At 62.6% G+C, this 17,890-nt stretch carries 22 protein-coding genes and 1 tRNA gene; 14 read left to right on the top strand and 9 right to left on the bottom strand.

The features are described from left to right. Window positions 1-16 precede the first annotated feature (16 nt). Window positions 17-241, top strand: a complete 225-nt coding sequence (locus KJP30_RS08980) for a hypothetical protein (protein WP_218448701.1) — start codon at window positions 17-19, stop codon at window positions 239-241. A gap of 13 nt (window positions 242-254) precedes the next feature. Here the strand turns inward: KJP30_RS08980 and KJP30_RS08975 are convergent, their stop codons facing one another. Then, window positions 255-1,370, bottom strand: coding sequence for an AI-2E family transporter (locus KJP30_RS08975; protein WP_218448700.1), 1,116 nt, complete (start codon window positions 1,368-1,370; stop codon window positions 255-257). A 238-nt stretch (window positions 1,371-1,608) separates the two neighbouring features. Between KJP30_RS08975 and rpmI the strand changes: the two genes are divergently transcribed. Next, complete coding sequence (rpmI, locus tag KJP30_RS08970) at window positions 1,609-1,809, top strand: 50S ribosomal protein L35 (protein WP_218448699.1); 201 nt, start codon at window positions 1,609-1,611, stop codon at window positions 1,807-1,809. Between the two features lie 15 nt (window positions 1,810-1,824). Next, on the top strand, window positions 1,825-2,190 hold the full coding sequence (rplT, locus tag KJP30_RS08965; protein WP_218448698.1) for a 50S ribosomal protein L20: 366 nt from the start codon (window positions 1,825-1,827) through the stop codon (window positions 2,188-2,190). Between the two features lie 80 nt (window positions 2,191-2,270). Here the strand turns inward: rplT and KJP30_RS08960 are convergent, their stop codons facing one another. Further along, window positions 2,271-2,849: a hypothetical protein gene (locus tag KJP30_RS08960; RefSeq protein WP_218448697.1), complete on the bottom strand. Its 579-nt coding sequence runs from the start codon at window positions 2,847-2,849 to the stop codon at window positions 2,271-2,273. Between the two features lie 314 nt (window positions 2,850-3,163). Here KJP30_RS08960 and KJP30_RS08955 point away from each other — a divergent pair, with 314 nt between their 5' ends. The 7 genes from KJP30_RS08955 (at window position 3,164) to pheT (ending at window position 10,352) form a co-directional block, all read left to right on the top strand. After that, window positions 3,164-3,889, top strand: coding sequence for a gamma-glutamylcyclotransferase (locus KJP30_RS08955; RefSeq protein ID WP_218448696.1), 726 nt, complete (start codon window positions 3,164-3,166; stop codon window positions 3,887-3,889). Window positions 3,890-3,963: 74 nt separating this feature from the next. Further along, window positions 3,964-5,037: a phenylalanine--tRNA ligase subunit alpha gene (gene pheS / locus KJP30_RS08950; RefSeq protein WP_218448695.1), complete on the top strand. Its 1,074-nt coding sequence runs from the start codon at window positions 3,964-3,966 to the stop codon at window positions 5,035-5,037. A gap of 120 nt (window positions 5,038-5,157) precedes the next feature. After that, on the top strand, window positions 5,158-6,210 hold the full coding sequence (locus KJP30_RS08945; protein WP_218448694.1) for a hypothetical protein: 1,053 nt from the start codon (window positions 5,158-5,160) through the stop codon (window positions 6,208-6,210). Between the two features lie 68 nt (window positions 6,211-6,278). After that, window positions 6,279-6,668, top strand: a complete 390-nt coding sequence (locus tag KJP30_RS08940) for a hypothetical protein (RefSeq protein ID WP_218448693.1) — start codon at window positions 6,279-6,281, stop codon at window positions 6,666-6,668. Window positions 6,669-6,676: 8 nt separating this feature from the next. After that, complete coding sequence (locus tag KJP30_RS08935) at window positions 6,677-6,958, top strand: YrhK family protein (protein WP_218448692.1); 282 nt, start codon at window positions 6,677-6,679, stop codon at window positions 6,956-6,958. Window positions 6,959-7,057: 99 nt separating this feature from the next. Continuing rightward, window positions 7,058-7,846 (top strand): type 1 glutamine amidotransferase, encoded by a 789-nt coding sequence (locus KJP30_RS08930; RefSeq protein ID WP_218448691.1) that lies wholly within the window; start codon window positions 7,058-7,060, stop codon window positions 7,844-7,846. Between the two features lie 100 nt (window positions 7,847-7,946). Further along, window positions 7,947-10,352 carry a phenylalanine--tRNA ligase subunit beta gene (pheT, locus tag KJP30_RS08925; RefSeq protein ID WP_218448690.1) on the top strand — a complete coding sequence of 802 codons (2,406 nt, stop codon included), beginning with the start codon at window positions 7,947-7,949 and terminating at the stop codon, window positions 10,350-10,352. A 54-nt stretch (window positions 10,353-10,406) separates the two neighbouring features. On the opposite strand, the gene KJP30_RS08920 is transcribed toward pheT, so the two are convergent. The 3 genes from KJP30_RS08920 to KJP30_RS08910 all read right to left on the bottom strand — a co-directional run bounded on the left by KJP30_RS08920 (window position 10,407) and on the right by KJP30_RS08910 (window position 13,226). Next, window positions 10,407-10,877, bottom strand: a complete 471-nt coding sequence (locus tag KJP30_RS08920) for an EF-hand domain-containing protein (protein ID WP_218448689.1) — start codon at window positions 10,875-10,877, stop codon at window positions 10,407-10,409. Between the two features lie 84 nt (window positions 10,878-10,961). After that, window positions 10,962-11,303 (bottom strand): carboxymuconolactone decarboxylase family protein, encoded by a 342-nt coding sequence (locus KJP30_RS08915; RefSeq protein WP_218448688.1) that lies wholly within the window; start codon window positions 11,301-11,303, stop codon window positions 10,962-10,964. A gap of 237 nt (window positions 11,304-11,540) precedes the next feature. Then, window positions 11,541-13,226, bottom strand: a complete 1,686-nt coding sequence (locus tag KJP30_RS08910; protein ID WP_218448687.1) for an acyl-CoA dehydrogenase family protein — start codon at window positions 13,224-13,226, stop codon at window positions 11,541-11,543. A 226-nt stretch (window positions 13,227-13,452) separates the two neighbouring features. On the opposite strand from KJP30_RS08910, the gene KJP30_RS08905 reads away from it, so the two are divergent. Together KJP30_RS08905 and KJP30_RS08900 are read left to right on the top strand one after the other, a co-directional pair. Further along, window positions 13,453-14,220, top strand: coding sequence for a sulfite exporter TauE/SafE family protein (locus KJP30_RS08905; RefSeq protein WP_218448686.1), 768 nt, complete (start codon window positions 13,453-13,455; stop codon window positions 14,218-14,220). Window positions 14,221-14,225: 5 nt separating this feature from the next. Then, the gene (locus tag KJP30_RS08900; protein ID WP_218448685.1) at window positions 14,226-14,543 is read left to right on the top strand and encodes a hypothetical protein; all 318 of its coding nucleotides are present in this window, start codon (window positions 14,226-14,228) and stop codon (window positions 14,541-14,543) included. Between the two features lie 6 nt (window positions 14,544-14,549). Here KJP30_RS08900 and KJP30_RS08895 read toward each other — a convergent pair whose 3' ends face one another. The 3 genes from KJP30_RS08895 to KJP30_RS08885 all read right to left on the bottom strand — a co-directional run bounded on the left by KJP30_RS08895 (window position 14,550) and on the right by KJP30_RS08885 (window position 15,732). Beyond that, the gene (locus KJP30_RS08895; RefSeq protein ID WP_246594451.1) at window positions 14,550-15,038 is read right to left on the bottom strand and encodes a DUF6653 family protein; all 489 of its coding nucleotides are present in this window, start codon (window positions 15,036-15,038) and stop codon (window positions 14,550-14,552) included. A 99-nt stretch (window positions 15,039-15,137) separates the two neighbouring features. Beyond that, a tRNA-Ala gene (locus KJP30_RS08890) sits at window positions 15,138-15,213 on the bottom strand. A 195-nt stretch (window positions 15,214-15,408) separates the two neighbouring features. After that, the gene (locus KJP30_RS08885) at window positions 15,409-15,732 is read right to left on the bottom strand and encodes a TIGR02300 family protein (protein ID WP_218448684.1); all 324 of its coding nucleotides are present in this window, start codon (window positions 15,730-15,732) and stop codon (window positions 15,409-15,411) included. A gap of 106 nt (window positions 15,733-15,838) precedes the next feature. Here KJP30_RS08885 and KJP30_RS08880 point away from each other — a divergent pair, with 106 nt between their 5' ends. Further along, on the top strand, window positions 15,839-16,528 hold the full coding sequence (locus KJP30_RS08880; protein WP_218448683.1) for a M48 family metallopeptidase: 690 nt from the start codon (window positions 15,839-15,841) through the stop codon (window positions 16,526-16,528). A gap of 4 nt (window positions 16,529-16,532) precedes the next feature. Here KJP30_RS08880 and KJP30_RS08875 read toward each other — a convergent pair whose 3' ends face one another. Next, window positions 16,533-17,033: a J domain-containing protein gene (locus KJP30_RS08875; RefSeq protein WP_218448682.1), complete on the bottom strand. Its 501-nt coding sequence runs from the start codon at window positions 17,031-17,033 to the stop codon at window positions 16,533-16,535. A gap of 177 nt (window positions 17,034-17,210) precedes the next feature. Here KJP30_RS08875 and KJP30_RS08870 point away from each other — a divergent pair, with 177 nt between their 5' ends. Next, on the top strand, window positions 17,211-17,858 hold the full coding sequence (locus KJP30_RS08870; RefSeq protein ID WP_218448681.1) for a GntR family transcriptional regulator: 648 nt from the start codon (window positions 17,211-17,213) through the stop codon (window positions 17,856-17,858). The last annotated feature ends 32 nt before the right edge of the window (window positions 17,859-17,890 follow it).

The following is a 17,890-nucleotide window of genomic DNA, read 5'->3' as shown; positions in this document are numbered from 1 at the left end:
ATGAGGGGAGCGGGACATGGAACCTGACGTGATGCTGGTGACCGGCATGGGGCTGTTGGTGCTGTCCCTGCCGTCGATCGTATCCGCATGGGCCGACAATCGCGCGCCTCGTGTGGGGGCGCTTGTCTTGTTGGCGGGCGGCGGGCTGGTTGTCTGGGCCTTCCGCGAAAAACCGGGCGGCTATCGCCCGGCCGACATCCCCGACGTCATCTATTCCGTGATCGGGCAAATGCTGCCCTGATCACGCCGTGCCCTCAGTCGCGGTCAGGGTCGCCGTCCAGTTCGAGGTCAGGCAGCCCTTCGCGCGACAACAGAACCGCAACCGGGCGCACCTGCGGTATATGCGAGCAGATGATCATGATCGACACCATGATCGGCACGGCAAGGAACATTCCGACAATCCCCCAGACCGCTGCCCAGAAGGCGAGACTGGCAATGATGCCAAAGGACGACAACCGCAGCGTCTTGCCCAGCAACAGCGGGTCCAGCACCTGACCAACGGAAAACTGGATCACGGTGACGATGGACAAGATGATTACACCGGTAAACGCATCGCCCGTCTGAACGTAGCTGACCAGCGCCACGATCACCGTGGCCACGATGGAGCCGATGTTGGGGATGAAATTCAGCACGAAGGTCAGCACAGCCATCGGCATCGCAAGATCCAGCGAAAAGGCGGTCATGACCGCGTAGACCAGCGCACCGGTTACCGTGCTGATGACAAGTTTGACCACGAGGTAACGGTTCACCCGGTGAATGATCGAAGAGATGATGCGCTCGGCCTGCCGGGCACTGTGTTCGTCCCCCATGAGACTGACCAGTTTGGTCGAGAACCACAGCCGCTCAAGGAACATGAAGCCGACGAACAGCGTAACCAGCACCGCACCCGACACGATGTTTCCGGCCTGACCGGCGAGCGAGGACAGGTAGGGGCCGAATTGTATGCTCTGCATCCAGTCCAGCACGGCGGTTTCCACGTCCTCGCCCATCCAGCCAACCAGATCGGCCACCGTCTGTTGTACAGGACCGGTATATTGCAGCGTGGTCACGACAACCGTGTTCGCCTGCGCGATGATGATCAGCGACGCCGAGATCAGGATGGTCGCGATCAGCATGACGGCAAGGATCGAGGCGATCCAGATCGAGACCCGGGCGCTTCCGATCCGCAGACGCTGGAAATAGTTGATCGCGTCCGAGGTCAGCGAAAACAGCATGATCGCGATGGCCAGCGAAATCAGCAGGAACTTTGCCTGCACCAGCAGGAAGAGGATCACCGCAAAGGCGATGATCCCAAGGAACCACGTCTGGGCCTTGCGGATGTCGGCGATCTCGGGGCGCGGGTGCTGGTCTTTCTCGGGCAGATTGGGCATGTGGTGTGGCAGCGGCTTTGCGGTTGTTTATGTCCTGAAGGCAGTCCGGCAAGGATAGAGAGGGTGCCCCCGACGGGCAAGGACACCCGGCGCAGGTTCGGCCCCGCCAATTGGTGCTTTCGATGCCCTCTGCGCAGGAAATGCTTGCCAAATGTGCTTATGGCTCCTATACGGCGCGCTCACCCGCGCGGCCGGCCACGAGTGGCATGCCGAGTCGCGCCAAATAACGGAGAGCAAAATGCCCAAGATGAAGACCAAGTCGAGCGCGAAAAAGCGCTTCAAGGTGAGCGCCAAAGGCAAGGTGATCACGGCCCAGGCGGGTAAGCGCCACGGCATGATCAAGCGCACCAAGAAATTCATCCGCGACGCACGCGGCACCACTGTCATGAGCAAGCCTGACGCGAAGATCGTCAAGCAGTTCATGCCCTACGACCGCTGATAGGAGTATATAGAGATGCCCCGTACCAAAGGCGGAACCGTCACCCACGCGCGTCACAAGAAGATCACGAACCAGGCCAAAGGTTACTACGGTCGCCGCAAGAACACCTTCAAGGTGGCGGCGCAGGCAGTCGACAAGGCCAACCAGTACGCGACCCGCGACCGCAAGAACCGCAAGCGCAACTTCCGCGCGCTGTGGATCCAGCGGATCAACGCCGCTGTCCGCGCACATGACGAATCGCTGACCTACTCGCGCTTCATCAACGGCCTGACGCTGGCCGGTATCGAAGTGGACCGTAAGGTTCTGGCCGATCTGGCCGTGCATGAGCCCGAAGCTTTTGCTGCCATCGTCGATCAGGCGAAAGGCGCTCTGCCGGCATAAGCCGCAGACAACGCATCCAATCCAAAGGCCGCCGGATCCCCGGCGGCCTTTTTCGTTTGCGGGTAAGGGAGGCGGTGGTGTTAGGCCGCCGCGGTCAGGTTCGCCGTCAAATGCGCCGGGGCAAACCGTTTCAACCCGTCCAACAGGTGGCGCCGCCCGCTCCCCGTGGCGGGTTCGTAAACCGTAAGCCGACATCCGTCCGCGGTTTCGATTGCAAGGTTGGTCCGCAACCTGCGCCGGATCGGCAGGCCGACACGGGAAACCACCACGTATTCGTCCCGCCAGCCGAGCGAGGTGATCTCTGGCCAGCGCGCAGAGCGACCGCCGAACGGCGAACTCAGAAACAAGCCATCCGGGCCAAGTGACAGCCGCTGTTCCCCGGTTGACGTGACAAAACCCGCCAACACGAGCGCTGAGGGCAGAAACAGCACGGCAATGACGTCGGCAGCCAGCGGATCAGTCACCAAGGGCGGAAACCCGGCGAGCCTTGGCCCGAATCCGTCGAGGGCAAAGAAGCAGGTCAGCGCCGAGGCGATCAGCGCGACGATGTCCATGCCGATCAATGCGGTTCCGGGGGTGATGCGTAGCGTGATTGCGCGCATCCCTTCGGGCGGTTCGATCAAAGGGGCATCATGGGCGCGGAGCATTGCCCATAGCATCAAACCCAGCCCCGCAAGGGCCGAGGATGCGGCAAAAATCAGGGGTATTCCGACAGCGGTCAGCCACGCCCCACCACCTAACCCCATTCCGGCACCAACATATGCCAAAAGCCGAAACCAGAGTGTTTTCATCCCATGGCCGGGGTAGCCCCGCCCCCCTTGTTTCCCTAGCGCCCAACGTTAGCTGCGCGGTGCGGTTCCAGCCTTGAGGAAGGTCAAAGGCGCACAGACAGGCGGAAAGGCGTTCCTTTGCACTTTCTTTCTCAATGTCTTGCGGCCAAGCTGATCCAGCCCTGCCTGAAAGGTCTGCGCCCTTGTGTGAAATTGATCCCTTTCGCCACCATCCAAAGCTGCGCCCGCTGGTCAAACCTCCGGCAGAGTCCTTCTTTCTGGATATGCACCCGGACCGGGTGAGAGCCATGGCGCGGGAAAATGGCCTGTCAGATGACTGGATCATGGACGACGATGAACGCGACGCGGACCGGGCCGCCACAATGGCGGAACGGTGGGGGCGGGATTTGTGGGTCTTTGGCTACGGGTCGCTGATGTGGGATCCGGGAATCCGCTTTGCCGAGGTGCGGCGCGCCTTTGCGCGAGAGGCGGCGCGGCGCTTTATCCTTTATGATGTCAACGGGGCGCGGGGAACACAGGATGCGCCGGGGCTGATGGCGGCGCTGGATGCGGGCGAAGGCTGTCACGGGCTTGTGTTCCGCATCCCGGCGGCGCGGCTGGAGTCCGAGACTTTCAGCCTGTGGAGCCGCGAACGGATCGCCCATGCCTATCTCAGCCATTTCATCGAGGTCCAAACCGACTTTGGCCCCATCGAGGCGCTGACTTTCATGGCCAACCACGACAGGCCTTCGATCCGGGGCGATCTGACCCATGAGGAACAGGTGCAACTGATCGCGACCGGGGTGGGCCACCTTGGCACCAGCCGCGATTACCTTGAGAGCCTTGCCACGCATCTGGCGGAATTCGACATCGACGATCCCGAAGTGACGCGGCTTTTGGCGGATGTGCGCAGCTACGGGGCACCCTGAGGCGACCCAATCAGACGGTTGCAAACCGGGCGAGGCAAGGCTAACCCCACGCGGGCAAGCCTGAGGGACCGGACATGGAAGATCTGCGCCAGAAATACATCGACCTGATTGCCAACGCCGGCGACGAAGCCGCGCTGGAAGACCTGCGGGTGGCCGCGGTAGGCAAAAAGGGCGAGATCAGTCTCAAGATGCGCGAACTGGGCAAGATGAGCCCGGAAGAGCGTCAGGTGGCCGGCCCCGCGCTGAACAAGCTCAAGGACGAGATCAACAGCGCCCTCGCCGCCAAGAAGGCCGCTTTGGCGGATGTTGCGCTGGAAGAGCGGCTGCGCTCGGAATGGCTGGACGTGACATTGCCGGGCCGCCCGACGCGCCGAGGCACGATTCACCCAGTCAGCCAGGTCATGGACGAGATCACGGCGATCTTTGCGGATCTGGGCTTTGCCGTGGCCGAGGGCCCGCAGATCGACAGCGACTGGTACAACTTCGACGCACTTAACATCCCCAGCCACCACCCGGCCCGCGCCGAGATGGATACGTTCTACATGCACCGCGCCGAGGGCGACAATCGCCCGCCGCACGTGCTGCGTACCCACACCTCGCCCGTCCAGATCCGCCACATGGAGGCGCATGGCGCCCCGTGCCGCATCATTTGCCCGGGCCGTGTATATCGCGCCGACTATGACCAGACCCACACGCCGATGTTCCACCAGTTCGAAGGGCTGGCCATCGACAAGAATATTTCGATGGCGAACCTGAAATGGGTGCTCGAAGAATTCGTAAAGGCGTTCTTCGAGGTCGACAACGTCGAGCTGCGCTTCCGCGCCTCGCATTTTCCCTTCACCGAACCGTCGGCCGAAGTCGATATCCAGTGTTCCTGGGAGGGTGGCGTGCTGAAAGTGGGTGAGGGCAATGATTGGCTCGAAATCCTCGGGTCGGGCATGGTTCATCCCAAAGTGCTGCAAAACGCAGGCATCGATCCGACCCAGTGGCAGGGCTTTGCCTTTGGCGTTGGGATCGACCGGATTGCCATGCTGAAATACGGCATCCCCGACCTGCGCGCCTTCTTTGACAGCGACCTGCGGTGGCTGCGCCACTACGGCTTTGCCTCGCTGGATCAGCCGACAACCTTTGCGGGTCTGTCGCGCTAAACGCCGCTGACGCGTCCGGTCGAGGCCGGACGCCAGTTTGATCCAATAGGAAGGGCATGCTTGTCGTGCCGCATGTGTGGTTGCTAGGCTACCTCCAGATTCAATCTGGAGGCGTTTTTCGTGCGATTTGTTTTCTCGCTTTTTGCCATGCTCATTGCCCTGCCGGTTCAAGCGGTTGAATTCACCCCCGAGCAATGGCGCGGCAAGACCGTGCTGCGCATGACCGGGATCATTGAAAACGGCGATCTGGCCAAACTGCAAGCGGTGGTCGACAAGGCCGAGACCTTTCCGCATGGTCTACCCGTCCTGCTGCTGGACAGCCCAGGCGGTTCCGTGGGCGAAGCGATGCGGATCTCAGAGTTCTTTGATACCACACCCTTCCATACCGTCATTCCCGATGGGGCACGCTGCGCTTCGGCCTGTGCTTCGCTGGTCTTCATTGGCGGTCAGATCAAAACGGTCGAACATTTCGGCTCCCTTGGGCAGCATTCCTGTTCCAAGGACGGTCAGCCGGTTCCCGAGTGCAACGAAATCCTCGCCCAACATGCAATCGCACATGGCGTTTCGCACGGCAGCGTTGCTGCCTTCGTTACCTATACGCCCCCGGATGAATTGCTCTGGTTTTCACGGCAGGACAGCGACGGCTGGGGGCTGACCCGCTACCCGGGCACAGATGAGGTCGGATTCGCCAAGAGCGAGCCGCGCGCAATCCGGCAACTGACGGGCAAGACACCGGCGGCGCAGGAACTGTGGCGGCTGGACCTTCGGAAGGACGGGTACGAGGCCTTTGTCCGCGTCGGAACGGATGCGGAGCGCGAATTTGAAATGAACCTGTTTTGCGACACGGAACACCCGGGGAGCCTGTTCCTCAGCCTTGAAATCCACGGCCCGGCAAAGATCATCGGCGGTGCGGTGCGCGAGGTCACGATCTCGACCGATGTGTTTTCGGTCGGGCCTTCCCCCGTGGACGTCGTACAGGTCGACCGGCAGGCCTCTGAGATTCTGTTCGAGGTGCCGGAAGTCTACACAGATGCCTTGCTGACCAAGGCCGACCGTCTGGAATGGACCATCAAGGTCAAACCGCCCTACGAGGATATGTGGGCCAAGACCAGCCTTGCCGACAGCCGGGTCAATCTGCGCTTTGCTGCCGATCACTGTGTCAACGGAACCTGATGACCGGGGCTATGCGGACGCATATCCGCATGGCACACTTATGCATCTTCCAAAACCGGAGACCAGCCATGTTCCGCGCCCTGACCCTTGCCAGCTTTCTTGCCGCGCCTGCCCTTGCCGATGAGGTCTGGACCAGCGACATGGGCGACATCATCTATGAAACCGACACGCAGGGGGCGGCGATCCTGTCCTTTACCAATGTCGACGGCTATCGGGCCATTGTCGTGGTCCCCGGACTGGCCGGGAACTATGACAATCGCAGCGTTCATGATGGGTTTTGGATGGGAGAAGGCGCGGGCGATTGCCTGAGCTCGATGACCCTTGGGGCCCAGTCGGGGCATCAATGGGGGCAGGCGTTGATCAGCTTTGACCGGCCGTCGTTTCCGACCTCTTTCACGCTGACCTTGGGCGATTGTTTCGGGCCGCTTGCCCATTCGATCCGGGCCGAGGCGCGCTGATCTGAATCATGTCTTTGTTTTCGCACGAAAACCGCGAGCGCAATGCCGAAACGCGGCGCGTATTCGCGGCCTTTGAACTGGCCCATACGATTGTGGATTTTCTGGCGGCGTTCAGCTTTCTGGCCGGATCGATTCTCTTCTTCTGGCCAGCATGGGAAACCCCGGCGATCTGGCTTTTTGTGGTCGGATCGGTCTTTTTCGCCGTCAAGCCGACGTTGCGGCTTGTCCGTGAACTGAAACTTGCCGCCATGGGGCGCGAGCAGGATCTGGCTGACAGGTTCCGGGAATGATCCATGTCGCTGGCTGACCCTTCGGTGCCGCGGACGGTGCGGCCCGCAGGCCCCCGCCGCGCTAGGCCTTGATTATTCCCGCAGCGTAAGAGGTGACACATGTCCAGACTGCTGATCCTGAACGGTAACCCGCTTGAAGTGATCGCGGCCGGTTCGCCCGACTATGCGCAGGTCTTTTCGCAGGTCTTCCGCGCGCTGGACCCCTCGGTCGATCTGGATGTGCTGAACCCCAACCACGAACCGCTGACCGATGACGCGCTGGAGTTCGTGGACGGCGTGGTCTTTACTGGGTCATCCACGGTCTATGCAGCCGATGCGCCCGAGGCTGAGCCGCACCGCAGGGCGATGGAGCAGGTCTTTGCCCTTGGCCTGCCGGTCTGGGGGTCGTGCAATGGAATGCAACTGGCTGGCGTGGTGCTGGGCGGCAAGGTCGGTGCCTCGCCCAAGGGCGTCGAGATCGGGTTGGGCCGGGCGCTGACCTTGACAGAGGCGGGGCAGGGGCACCCGATGATGGCGGGCCGCAAGCCGGTCTTTACCGCCTGCACCATCCACCGCGACGAGGTGCAGGCGCTGCCCGCGGATGCAGTCCTGTTGGCGACGAATGATCACAGCCCGGTACAGGCCTTTACCGTGTCCAAGGGCGGGGTGGATTTCTGGGGTACACAGTACCACCCCGAGATCGCACCGCCGCTGATTGCCGATGCCCTGCGCCGCCGCGACGGCGACGCACAACTGGCGGAAGACATGGACAACGCAGAGTCCGATCCCGATGCCGCAGCGCGGCTTGGCGCTGCGCCGGGGGATCTTGATCTGCCGGTGCGCGCCATGGAACTGTGCAACTGGCTGGCCCATGTTCGGGCCCGCAAGTCCGGCGCACAGGCCGCCTGATCGCGGGCCGCGATCCAGATGTCGCGGCGAGGCCTCTTTTCACCCCCCGGTCGATCCGCTAAGGACGGCGCGACGTGACGGATAGACGGGGCACGACGCGATGAAATTCACCTTCTCCTGGCTCAAGGAGCACCTGGATACACAGGCCACGGTCGACGAGATCGCCGAGGCGCTCACCGATCTCGGCCTTGAGGTCGAAGAGGTTGTCGATCCGGCAAAATCGCTGGCCCCCTTTACCATTGCCAAGGTGCTGGAAGCGGAACAGCACCCTGATGCGGACCGCCTGCGGGTCTGCAAGGTGATGACCGACGAGGGCGAAAAGCAGATCGTCTGCGGCGCGCCGAACGCGCGGGCAGGGATCACCGTGGTTCTGGCCAAGCCGGGCGACTACGTGCCGGGCATCGACGTGACGCTGTCGGTGGGCAACATTCGGGGCGTCGAGAGCCACGGCATGATGGCCTCGGAGCGCGAGCTCGAGCTTTCGGACGAACACAACGGCATCATCGAGCTTGCCTCGGGCGAGGTCGGGCAAAAGTTCACCGACTGGCTGGCGCAGAACGATCCGGCCAAGGTCGACCCGGTGATCGAAATCGCGATCACGCCGAACCGGCAGGATGCGCTGGGCGTGCATGGCATCGCCCGCGATCTGGCCGCGCGCGGTCTGGGCACGCTGAAGCCGCTGAAACAGGAAAAGGTCGCCGGACAGTTCCCCTGTCCCATCGGCGTTACGATCGACGCGGATACAGCAGGTGAGGGTGGCTGTCATATCTTTGCCGGACGCCTGATCCGAGGCGTCAAGAACGGACCCAGCCCGCAGTGGTTGCAGGACCGTCTAAAGGCCATCGGTTTGCGCCCCATCTCGGCGCTGGTCGATGTGACCAACTTCTTCACCTTTGATCGCAACCGTCCGCTGCACGTCTTTGACGCGGACAAGGTCAAGGGCGGCGCGCTGCGCATTCACCGCGCCAAAACGGGTGAGACACTGACGGGGCTGGATGAGAAGGAATACAGCTTCTCCGACGGTCAGGTGGTGATCTCGGATGCCGAGGGCATCGAATCCATCGGCGGTATCATGGGCGGTCTTGCGACCGGCTGCACCGAAGAGACCACCAATGTCTTCCTCGAAGCTGCCGTCTGGGACCGTATCCAGATTGCTCACACGGGCCGCGCGCTCAAGATCAACTCGGACGCGCGTTATCGCAACGAACGCGGCATCGACCCGGCCTACAACATGCAGGCCATGGAAGATGCGGCGCAGATGATCTTGGATCTTTGCGGTGGTGAAGCCTCCGAAATCGTGTTCGCAGGCGAGGTGCCGGACACCAGCCGCGCTTACAAGCTGGACACGGATCACGTTGTTTCGCTGGTGGGCATGGAGATCCCCGCCGACGTGCAGCGCCAGACGCTGGAGGCGCTTGGCTTTGTCATGGACGGCGACATGGCGCAGGTGCCCAGTTGGCGCCCCGACGTTCTGGGCGAGGCAGACCTCGTCGAGGAAGTGGCGCGTATCGCCTCGCTGACCAAGCTGCAGGGCAAGCCCCTTCCGCGCCTGTCCGACGGTGTGCCGCGCCCGATCCTGTCGCCGATGCAGGTGCGCCAGCGCACGGCGCGGCGGACGGTTGCGGCGCTGGGCTACAATGAATGCGTCACCTACAGCTTTATCGATCAGGCCGCGGCGGCGCTGTTTGACGGCGGTGACGATGGGCATATGCTGGCAAATCCGATCAGCTCGGAAATGAGCCACATGCGGCCGGCATTGCTGCCTGGCCTGTTGCAGGCGGCAGCCCGCAATCAGGCGCGCGGGTTTGCCGACCAGGCGCTGTTCGAGGTTGGTCACGTCTTTGACGGGGGCGAGCCGGGCGAACAGCATCTTCAGGTGGCTGGCGTCCTGATTGGCCGCACCGGACCCAAGGACGTGCATGGCGCCTCGCGCCCCGTGGATCTGTATGACGCCAAGGCCGACGCCGAGGCCGTGCTGGCCGCAATCGGCGCGCCGGCCAAGATGCAGGTGCTGCGCGGCGGTGAAAGCTGGTGGCACCCGGGCCGTCATGGCCGCATGTGCCTTGGCCCCAAAAAGACGCTGGGCGTCTTTGGCGAACTGCATCCCAAGGTACTGGACGCGCTGGACGTCAAAGGCCCGGCGGTGGGCTTTGTGATTTGGCCGGAACAGGTGCCGATGCCCCGCAAAAGCGGCGCGACCCGCCCTGCGCTGGTGCTGAACGATCTTCAGTCGGTCGAACGTGATTTTGCTTTTGTGGTCGATGCGGATGTCGAGGCGCTGACACTGGTCAACGCGGCGGCCGGTGCCGACAAGGCGCTGATCGAGGATGTGCGCGTCTTTGACGAATTCATCGGCGGCAGCCTTGGCGAGGGCAAGAAATCTCTGGCCATCACCGTGCGTCTGCAACCGACGGACAAGACGCTGAAGGAAAAAGACATCGAGGCGGTTGCCGCGAAGATCGTCGAAAAAGTGACCAAGGCCACCGGCGGTACGCTGCGCGGCTGAACCCAATCAGATGCGCGGCGGGGGACGATCCGCCGCGCATCCTTTCAGGCAAGCTCAGTTGCCTGTCTTGCCTTTCCCCATGCCCTGACCTTGACCCATGCCGCGGCCGAAATCCGCGGTGGTGACGGCCCCGTCTTCGTCGCGGTCCATCTGGGTGATCCAGGCCTTTGCGCCGTCGACGAATTCGGCAAGGCTGACCCTGCCGTCCTCGTCGGCATCGTTGCGTTCCAAGAGCATGCCATCGGCAGCGCGCATCATCGCGCCTTTGCCGTGACCGCCGTTTTCTGCCATGTCGGCCTCGCGCGCGTCATCGAACAGCACGTATTCCTCGGCGTCGAGGAAGCCGTCTTCGTTGCTGTCGAAAGCGGCAAAGACATCGGCCCGCCTTGCGGCGGCTTCTTCGACCGTGACTTTGCCGTCGCCGTCCAGATCCCACATTTCAATGAAATGTGCGCCGGGCTGGCCCTGTTGGGCAAGCGCCGGAACGGCAGTGAGGGTGAGGGCGAAAGCAAGATACCTGATCATCGGGTCCATCCGTTGGTTGAGTTGATAATCATATAACGGAGTTTGAATGTGACCCCGTCGCGACAGCCTGACGCAGGGCGTGGTTCAGGCGGCCGCCAGACCCTCGTCAAAGGCGGCCAGCGCCTTGGAGGCATACATCAGGCCCGGACCGCCGGACATCTGGATTGCCGTTCCCAGGGCTTCGACCATTTCTTCGCGCGTGACGCCCGCGCGGTGACAGGCCCCGACATGACTGGTGATGCAGTCTTCGCACCGCAGCGCCACGGCGATGCCGAGGGCGATCAGTTCCTTTTCCTTGTGGCTGAGCACGCCGTCGGCGCTGGCCGCCTTTTCCATCGAGACAAATCCGGCGAAGGTGTCGGGAATGGCTTTGCGCAGGTTGCGCAGGTTGTTGCGGGTCTCGGCGAATTTCTCGGTAAAGGACATATCGGTCTCCTGAGATGTTTATGGCGTCTCATGAGCACGCTGTGCCCGTGCCTGCCTTGTGCTGGATCAAGCCGTGGCGGGATTATCCTGGGGTCTACGCGGACCGGGAAGGGGGGCTCTGCCCCCCGCGCTGCGCGCTCCCCCCGGGATATTTCGGGACAGAAGAAACGGGGGCGTTGCGGCCAACCGAAAACGGCCCCACGCGGGGGCCGTTTGATGTACAATGTATCGAGGGGATCAGCCCAATAGGCGGCGGGCGATGACCTGCGCCTGAATCTCGGCCGCGCCTTCAAAGATGTTCAGGATGCGGGCGTCACAGAGGATGCGGCTGATGCTGTATTCGAGGGCAAAGCCGTTGCCGCCGTGGATCTGGAGCGCGTTGTCCGCATTGGCCCAGGCCACTCGGGCGCCAAGCAGTTTTGCCATACCGGCCTCGAGGTCGCAGCGGCGGCCGTCGTCCTTTTCGCGGGCGGAGAAATAGGTCAGTTGCCGGGCGATCATGATTTCCACCGCCATCATGGCCAGCTTGCCGGAGACGCGGGGGAAGTCGATCAGTGATTTGCCGAACTGTTTGCGGTCGATCGCGTATTGCATGCCGACATCCATTGCCGATTGCGCCACGCCGATGGCGCGGGCCGCTGTCTGGATGCGGGCGGATTCGAAGGTTTCCATCAGCTGTTTGAAACCGTTGCCTTCTTCGCCGCCGAGGAGGTTCTCACCCTTTACGTGGAAATTGTCGAAACCGAGTTCATATTCCTTCATGCCGCGATAGCCGAGCACCTCGATTTCGCCGCCGGTCATTCCTTCGGTCGGGAAGGGGGTTTCATCGGTGCCGGGGGTCTTTTCGGCGATGAACATCGACAGGCCCTTGTAGTTGTCCGTCGCCGGATCGGTGCGGGCCAGCAGTGTCATGATATGGGTGCGCGCCGCGTGGGTGATCCATGTCTTGTTGCCGGTGATCTTGTAATCGCCGTTTTCGTCCTTGACCGCGCGGGTACGCAGGCTGCCCAGATCCGAGCCGGTGTTCGGTTCGGTAAAGACGGCGGTGGGCAGGGTTTCGCCCGAAGCCAGGCGGGGCAGCCATTTTTCCTTTTGCTCGTCTGTGCCGCCCGCGAGGATCAGTTCGGCGGCGATTTCAGAGCGGGTGGCGAGGCTGCCGACACCGATGTAGCCGCGCGACAGTTCTTCGGAGACCACGCACATCGAGGCCTTGGACAGGCCAAACCCGCCGAGGTTTTCCGGGATGGTCAATCCGAAGACCCCCATTTCGGAGAGTTCCTCGATGACCTCCATCGGGATCAATTCATCCTTGAGGTGCCATTCATGGGCGAAGGGTTCGACCTTTTCTACCGCGTAGCGGCGGAACTGGTCGCGGATCATCTCCAGTTCTTCATCAAGGCCGGTGCGGCCGACAGTGACCTCGGCCTGACGTTCCTGCATCAGCGTCACAAGCCGTGCGCGCGCGCCGGGATTGTTGCCGTGCTGCATGAGGTGTTCGACCGTCGGGGTCAGCATGGCGCGGCGTTCGTCCTGATTCAGGCCCATGTCCGCAAGGCGCACGATTTCGCCCTGGTTCATCTGGATGCCGCCATGGATCTGCGAAAGGTATTCGCCGAAGGCGATCTGGTGCAGCAGCTGTTCGACTTCGCCGAAATTCCCCTCGGCGTTCAGCTTTTCGGCCCAGGCCTGCATCTGGCGCAGCGATTCGACATAGGTGGCCAGCCATGCCAGCCCATGGGCGGCAAACTGGTTTTCTTCTATCAGCGCGCCGGAGACCCGCCCATCCACCAGAACCATCTGGCGCACGTGGCCCCGTGCGGTTTCGAGGATGGACTCGACGGGGGCCACGGCCTCGCCGGTGAGTTTCAGAAGATCGGGCAGAATCACGCTGCCAAGGCTCAGGTCTTGTCCGTCATGCGCCATGTACCGGGTCCTCTCATGCTGCGCGGGCCGCCCGGGGCGGTCCCACCGTGCCAATGTATCGTTTTACCTGTCGTGGGCGGGGAAAGCCCCGCGCCCGTTGTCCCGATGGTCCTAACTACTTTGCAGGTGCAGCGCAACAAAAATACCTTGAGTGCGGCGGAGTTGTTCATTTATTGCGCGTCGCAAATTTGCGTGCGCCGGTCAAACGGCGTGATATGAGGCGATCATGCCTGGATTGCTTGCTGACCTCCCGCCCCTGATCCTGTTGTCTGCCGTAGGAATTGCGCTGCTTGCCGGTGTGATCAAGGGGCTGGTGGGTTTTGCAATGCCGATGGTTCTGATCTCGGGATTGGGCAGTGTGATTTCGCCGGAACTTGCGCTAGCGGGGCTGATTCTGCCGACACTGGCGACCAACGGGTTTCAAGCCATGGCGCAGGGACCGCGGGCCGCGTTCGATTCGGTTATGCGCTTTCGGGTGTTTCTTGGTGCCTTGCTTGTCCTGTTGCTTTTGTCCTCGCAGTTGGTGTCGGTCCTGCCAACGCAGGTTCTGTTGTTGATGATCGGCGGGCCGATCACGCTGTTCGCGCTGTTGCAACTGGCGGGATGGCAGCCGCGCGTCGGCGGTGAGGGGCATCGCGGGCTGGAGATTGGCATCGGCGGCATTGCAGGGTTCATCGGTGGGCTGTCCGGTGTCTGGGGGCCGCCGACCGTGGCCTATCTGACCGCCATGGGCACCGAAAAACGAGAGCAGATGCGGGTGCAGGGGGTGATTTACGGGCTGGGGGCGGTGGCCCTGACGGTCGGGCACCTTGGCTCGGGGGTGCTGAATGGACGGACGGTCTGGTTGTCGCTGCTGTTGCTGCCGCCTGCCTTGATCGGCATGTGGCTGGGCGGACGGGTGCAGGACCGTATTGACCAGCAAGCCTTTCGGCGCGCCACCTTGGTTGTACTGCTTGTCGCGGGCTTGAACCTTGTCCGGCGGGCCTTACTCTAGACCGCATGACGCAAGAGGATTGGCCAGCGCGGGTTACGCGGCTGGTGGATGAAGAGGTCGAGGCCTTCGCGGTGCATACCCGCGGAGACAGGATGTTGCTGCAAGAGTTTCGGAGTATGCGGGTGCGTCGCCCGCGTCCGATCACCGTGAACTTCAGCGGAGGTCTGACACAGACCTGCTATAGCGTCACGCGGTCAGACGGGGCCTATTCCGTGCTGTTCCTTCCGCGCGCGGGGTATTTCACGCTCTGCGTCGACAGCGATTTCGGACCGCTGGACATTGGCGTGCACGGGCCAGCGCTGGGCTGTTTCGCTTCGGTCTGAGGCTGATCAGCACCGGTGGCTGTTCTGTGTGTCCGCAAGCAACCAGACCATGCGGTCAAGGAACCAGAGTTTGCCGCCCATCGTCAGTGCCAGTCCGGCAAGCGCCAGTCCCGCCTCATACCGCCATAGCCCCAGAGCCAGAGGAATTGTACCGGCTGCGGCAACGCTGTTGAGGATCAGGGCTGCACGCGCGTGGTGTGCGGGAATCGGCGTTGTCTTGCGGGCAAGCCAGATGCGCTCTCCCAATACGCCGCGGGACATCCAGCCGTTCAGGTGACGTGGTTCGGGAAAGAGCCGGGGGTTCAGCCATGTCCATAGGACCAGCCCCAGAAGGGCGGCCCATGTCCAAAGGCCAAGACCAGCCCGCAACCACAGCGTCAACGCCAGAAGCGGCAGAATGGTTACACGGCTCCACCCGCTCCACGGATTGGCATGGCGGGCCCAGGTTCGGTCGTCCATGCCCATAAGCCGTTCGGTCAATTGTCCGATGTCCATGACGACCCTTTGCGATGGCGCTATATGACCGGGGAAAACCGGTACGATCAGTCCCCGAGCGGGGTGAACTATATCATGGTTTCGTCTGAGGAGGAGGGATGGTGGAGCCTAGGGGGATCGAACCCCTGACCTCTACAATGCCATTGTAGCGCTCTCCCAGCTGAGCTAAGGCCCCATTCCCTGGGTGGCGCCATGGGCGCCGTGCGGGGGTGATTACGCCTTGCCACGGGTGGGATCAAGCGGAAAATTACAGCGCGGTACGATTTTCCTCATGCGCCCTTACGGCAAGTTCGCCAAGGCCCCCGACAACGAAAAACGCCGGTCGGAAACTCCGACCGGCGTTGCTGTCTTCCGCAAGTTGCAGAAGGTATCAGGAATCGTCGTCTTCGTTCGAGACGTCGGTAATGTCGTCCAGCGAAACGTTGTCGTCGTCCTCGTCCTCGAGCACATCGTCATCGTCGAGACCGACATCAACATCATCGTCATCATCGATCAGATCGACGTCATTATCGGACTGCTTGGCCTTGGTGCTGGCCGCATCTTCGTTGTCGGCTGCGATCATGCTCCGCTTGCCGGTGTCGAGGTTCACAACCTCGCCGGTATAGGGGCTGACGATCGGGTCGCGGTTCAGGTCATAGAAACGCTTGCCGGTGGTGGGGCAGACACGCTTGGTGCCCCATTCTTCCTTGGGCATGGGTGATCCCCTTCAACTCTCAGTGTCTGTCGACAATCCGTGCCCCCTGCCATATCAGTTGGCGGATGTCAAAAGTTTTAGCGGCAGGTCACGGGACAGGGGGCATATGGGGCAGATCACCTTGGCTGGCAACCCTCCGATTGCGGTTGCCCTGCGACGGTCGGCGCGGGCGCGCCGGTTATCCTTGCGGATCTCGCAACTGGACGGGCGGGTGACGCTGACCCTGCCGCAGGCCGTACCCGAAAGCGAGGGGCTGGCCTTCTTGCGGTCCAAGGAAAACTGGCTGCGCGGGCATCTTGCGGGCGTTTCCGGCCCGGTGACGGTCGCCATGGGCGCCAAGCTCCCGGTCGAGGGGGTGCTGCGCGAGGTGCGCCCCGGGAGCGGGCGGCAAGTGCGGCTGGGGGACGGCGGGATCTATGTGCCGGGGCCGGAGGAGCGCGTGGCCGCGCGGCTCAAGGGTTGGTTGCGCACGCAGGCGCGGGACCGTCTGTCCGAGGCTTCGGACAGATATGCGGCGCGTCTGGGGCGAGGGTACAATCGCCTCACCCTGCGGGACACACGGTCGCGCTGGGGCTCCTGCACCCATGATGGCGGACTGATGTATTCCTGGCGTTTGATCCTCGGTCATCCGGAAGTGCTGGACTATGTTGCCGCGCATGAAGTGGCGCATTTGCGGCACATGGACCATTCTGCTGCGTTCTGGCGGCAGGTCGAGGCGCTCTATGGCGATTGGCGTAGTCCGCGAAAATGGCTGAAGGACCACGGTGCGGAATTGCACCGGTACAAGTTCGACTAAGACGTCAGACGCTGCGCGCCAGTTGAACCCCGGCAAAGCGCGGGTCACGCTCGGTGGCGGCAATACCTTCGTGATAGCCGCATTGGGCGCAGATCGCCGCCCCACTGCGGGATGGCTTGGCCGGGGGTTGGATACGCTGTGGTTTGCGCCGTTCCTTGCCGTCCCATGCGGGGGCAACCTGTTTTGGCGTTTCGTCCGGTTGCGCCGGACGGGGTGCCGCGCGCAGGGTGCGGGACGCGCGCAACTGGCGCTTCATCTCTTCGCGGCGCTTGTTCAATGCGCGTTCCTTGTGGATGCGCAGTTTCTCGGGATTGTGCCAGCACAGGGCGTCATAGGCTTCGTTGATCCGCGCCAGACGCCGGGTGGCGGTTTCCACGTCGCCGCCCAGTGCGTCCGGGTGGTTGGCCTTGACCAGTCTGATCCAGGCCCGCCGCACCGTCGCAAAATCATCCTCATGCGTGACACCAAGAACGGCATAGGCGGTCTGTGGCGCAATACGGGTCATGTCCTGTCCTCGGGTTGGTCCTGTTCGCTGGCACCTGCTGTCCGGTTTCGCAGACAGTGAGAATACCGTTCAATATGTAGATAAATTAGCCCCGTATCTTTTTCATCTTGTTTCAATCCGAAAGGTTAAGACGGGGGCGCCATTGACCTTGGTGGCAAATGTGATCACAAGCACGCCATGCAAGCCGTTCCCCGCACCGAAGTCGCCGCATCTGCCCATGACCGCGTCTATCGCGGGCTGCGCACGCGCATCATGCACGGGCAGATCGCGCCCGGTCAGCCGCTGACCTTGCGCGGGATCGGGAAAGAGTTCGACGTCTCGATGACGCCCGCGCGCGAAGCGATAAACCGACTCGTGGCGGAGGGGGCGCTGACCATGTCCACCTCGGGGCGGGTTTCCACGCCCGAGCTGTCGAATGAACGGATCGAGGAACTGGCCGCGCTGCGGGCCTTGATTGAGGTCGAACTGGCATCGCGCGCGTTGCCGCGGGCGCATATCGCGCTGATCGATCGGTTGCAGGCGATCAACGCGACCATTGCGGACGTGGTCTCGAACCGGGACTCCGTGGGCTATATTCGCACGAACCTTGAATTTCACCGCACGCTGTACCTGCGGGCGCAGGCCCCCGCGATGCTGGCCATGGCGGAAACAGTCTGGCTGCAACTTGGGCCGACCATGCGGGCGCTCTATGGCCGCCTGCGCCGCAGCGAACCGCCGCAATACCATCGCCTGATCATCGCCGCGCTCAAGGCCGGGGATGAACCGGGTCTGCGGCTGGCGGTGCGGTCGGATGTGACGCAGGGCCTGCGGATGCTGGCGGGCTGACACCGGCGGCGCCGCGACGCATGGGCAAACCC

Origin of the sequence: Antarctobacter sediminis (assembly GCF_019218285.1) — a bacterium.
GTDB classification, from domain to species: Bacteria; Pseudomonadota; Alphaproteobacteria; order Rhodobacterales; family Rhodobacteraceae; genus Antarctobacter; species Antarctobacter sediminis.
This window is presented reverse-complemented; position numbering and strand designations above follow the sequence as displayed.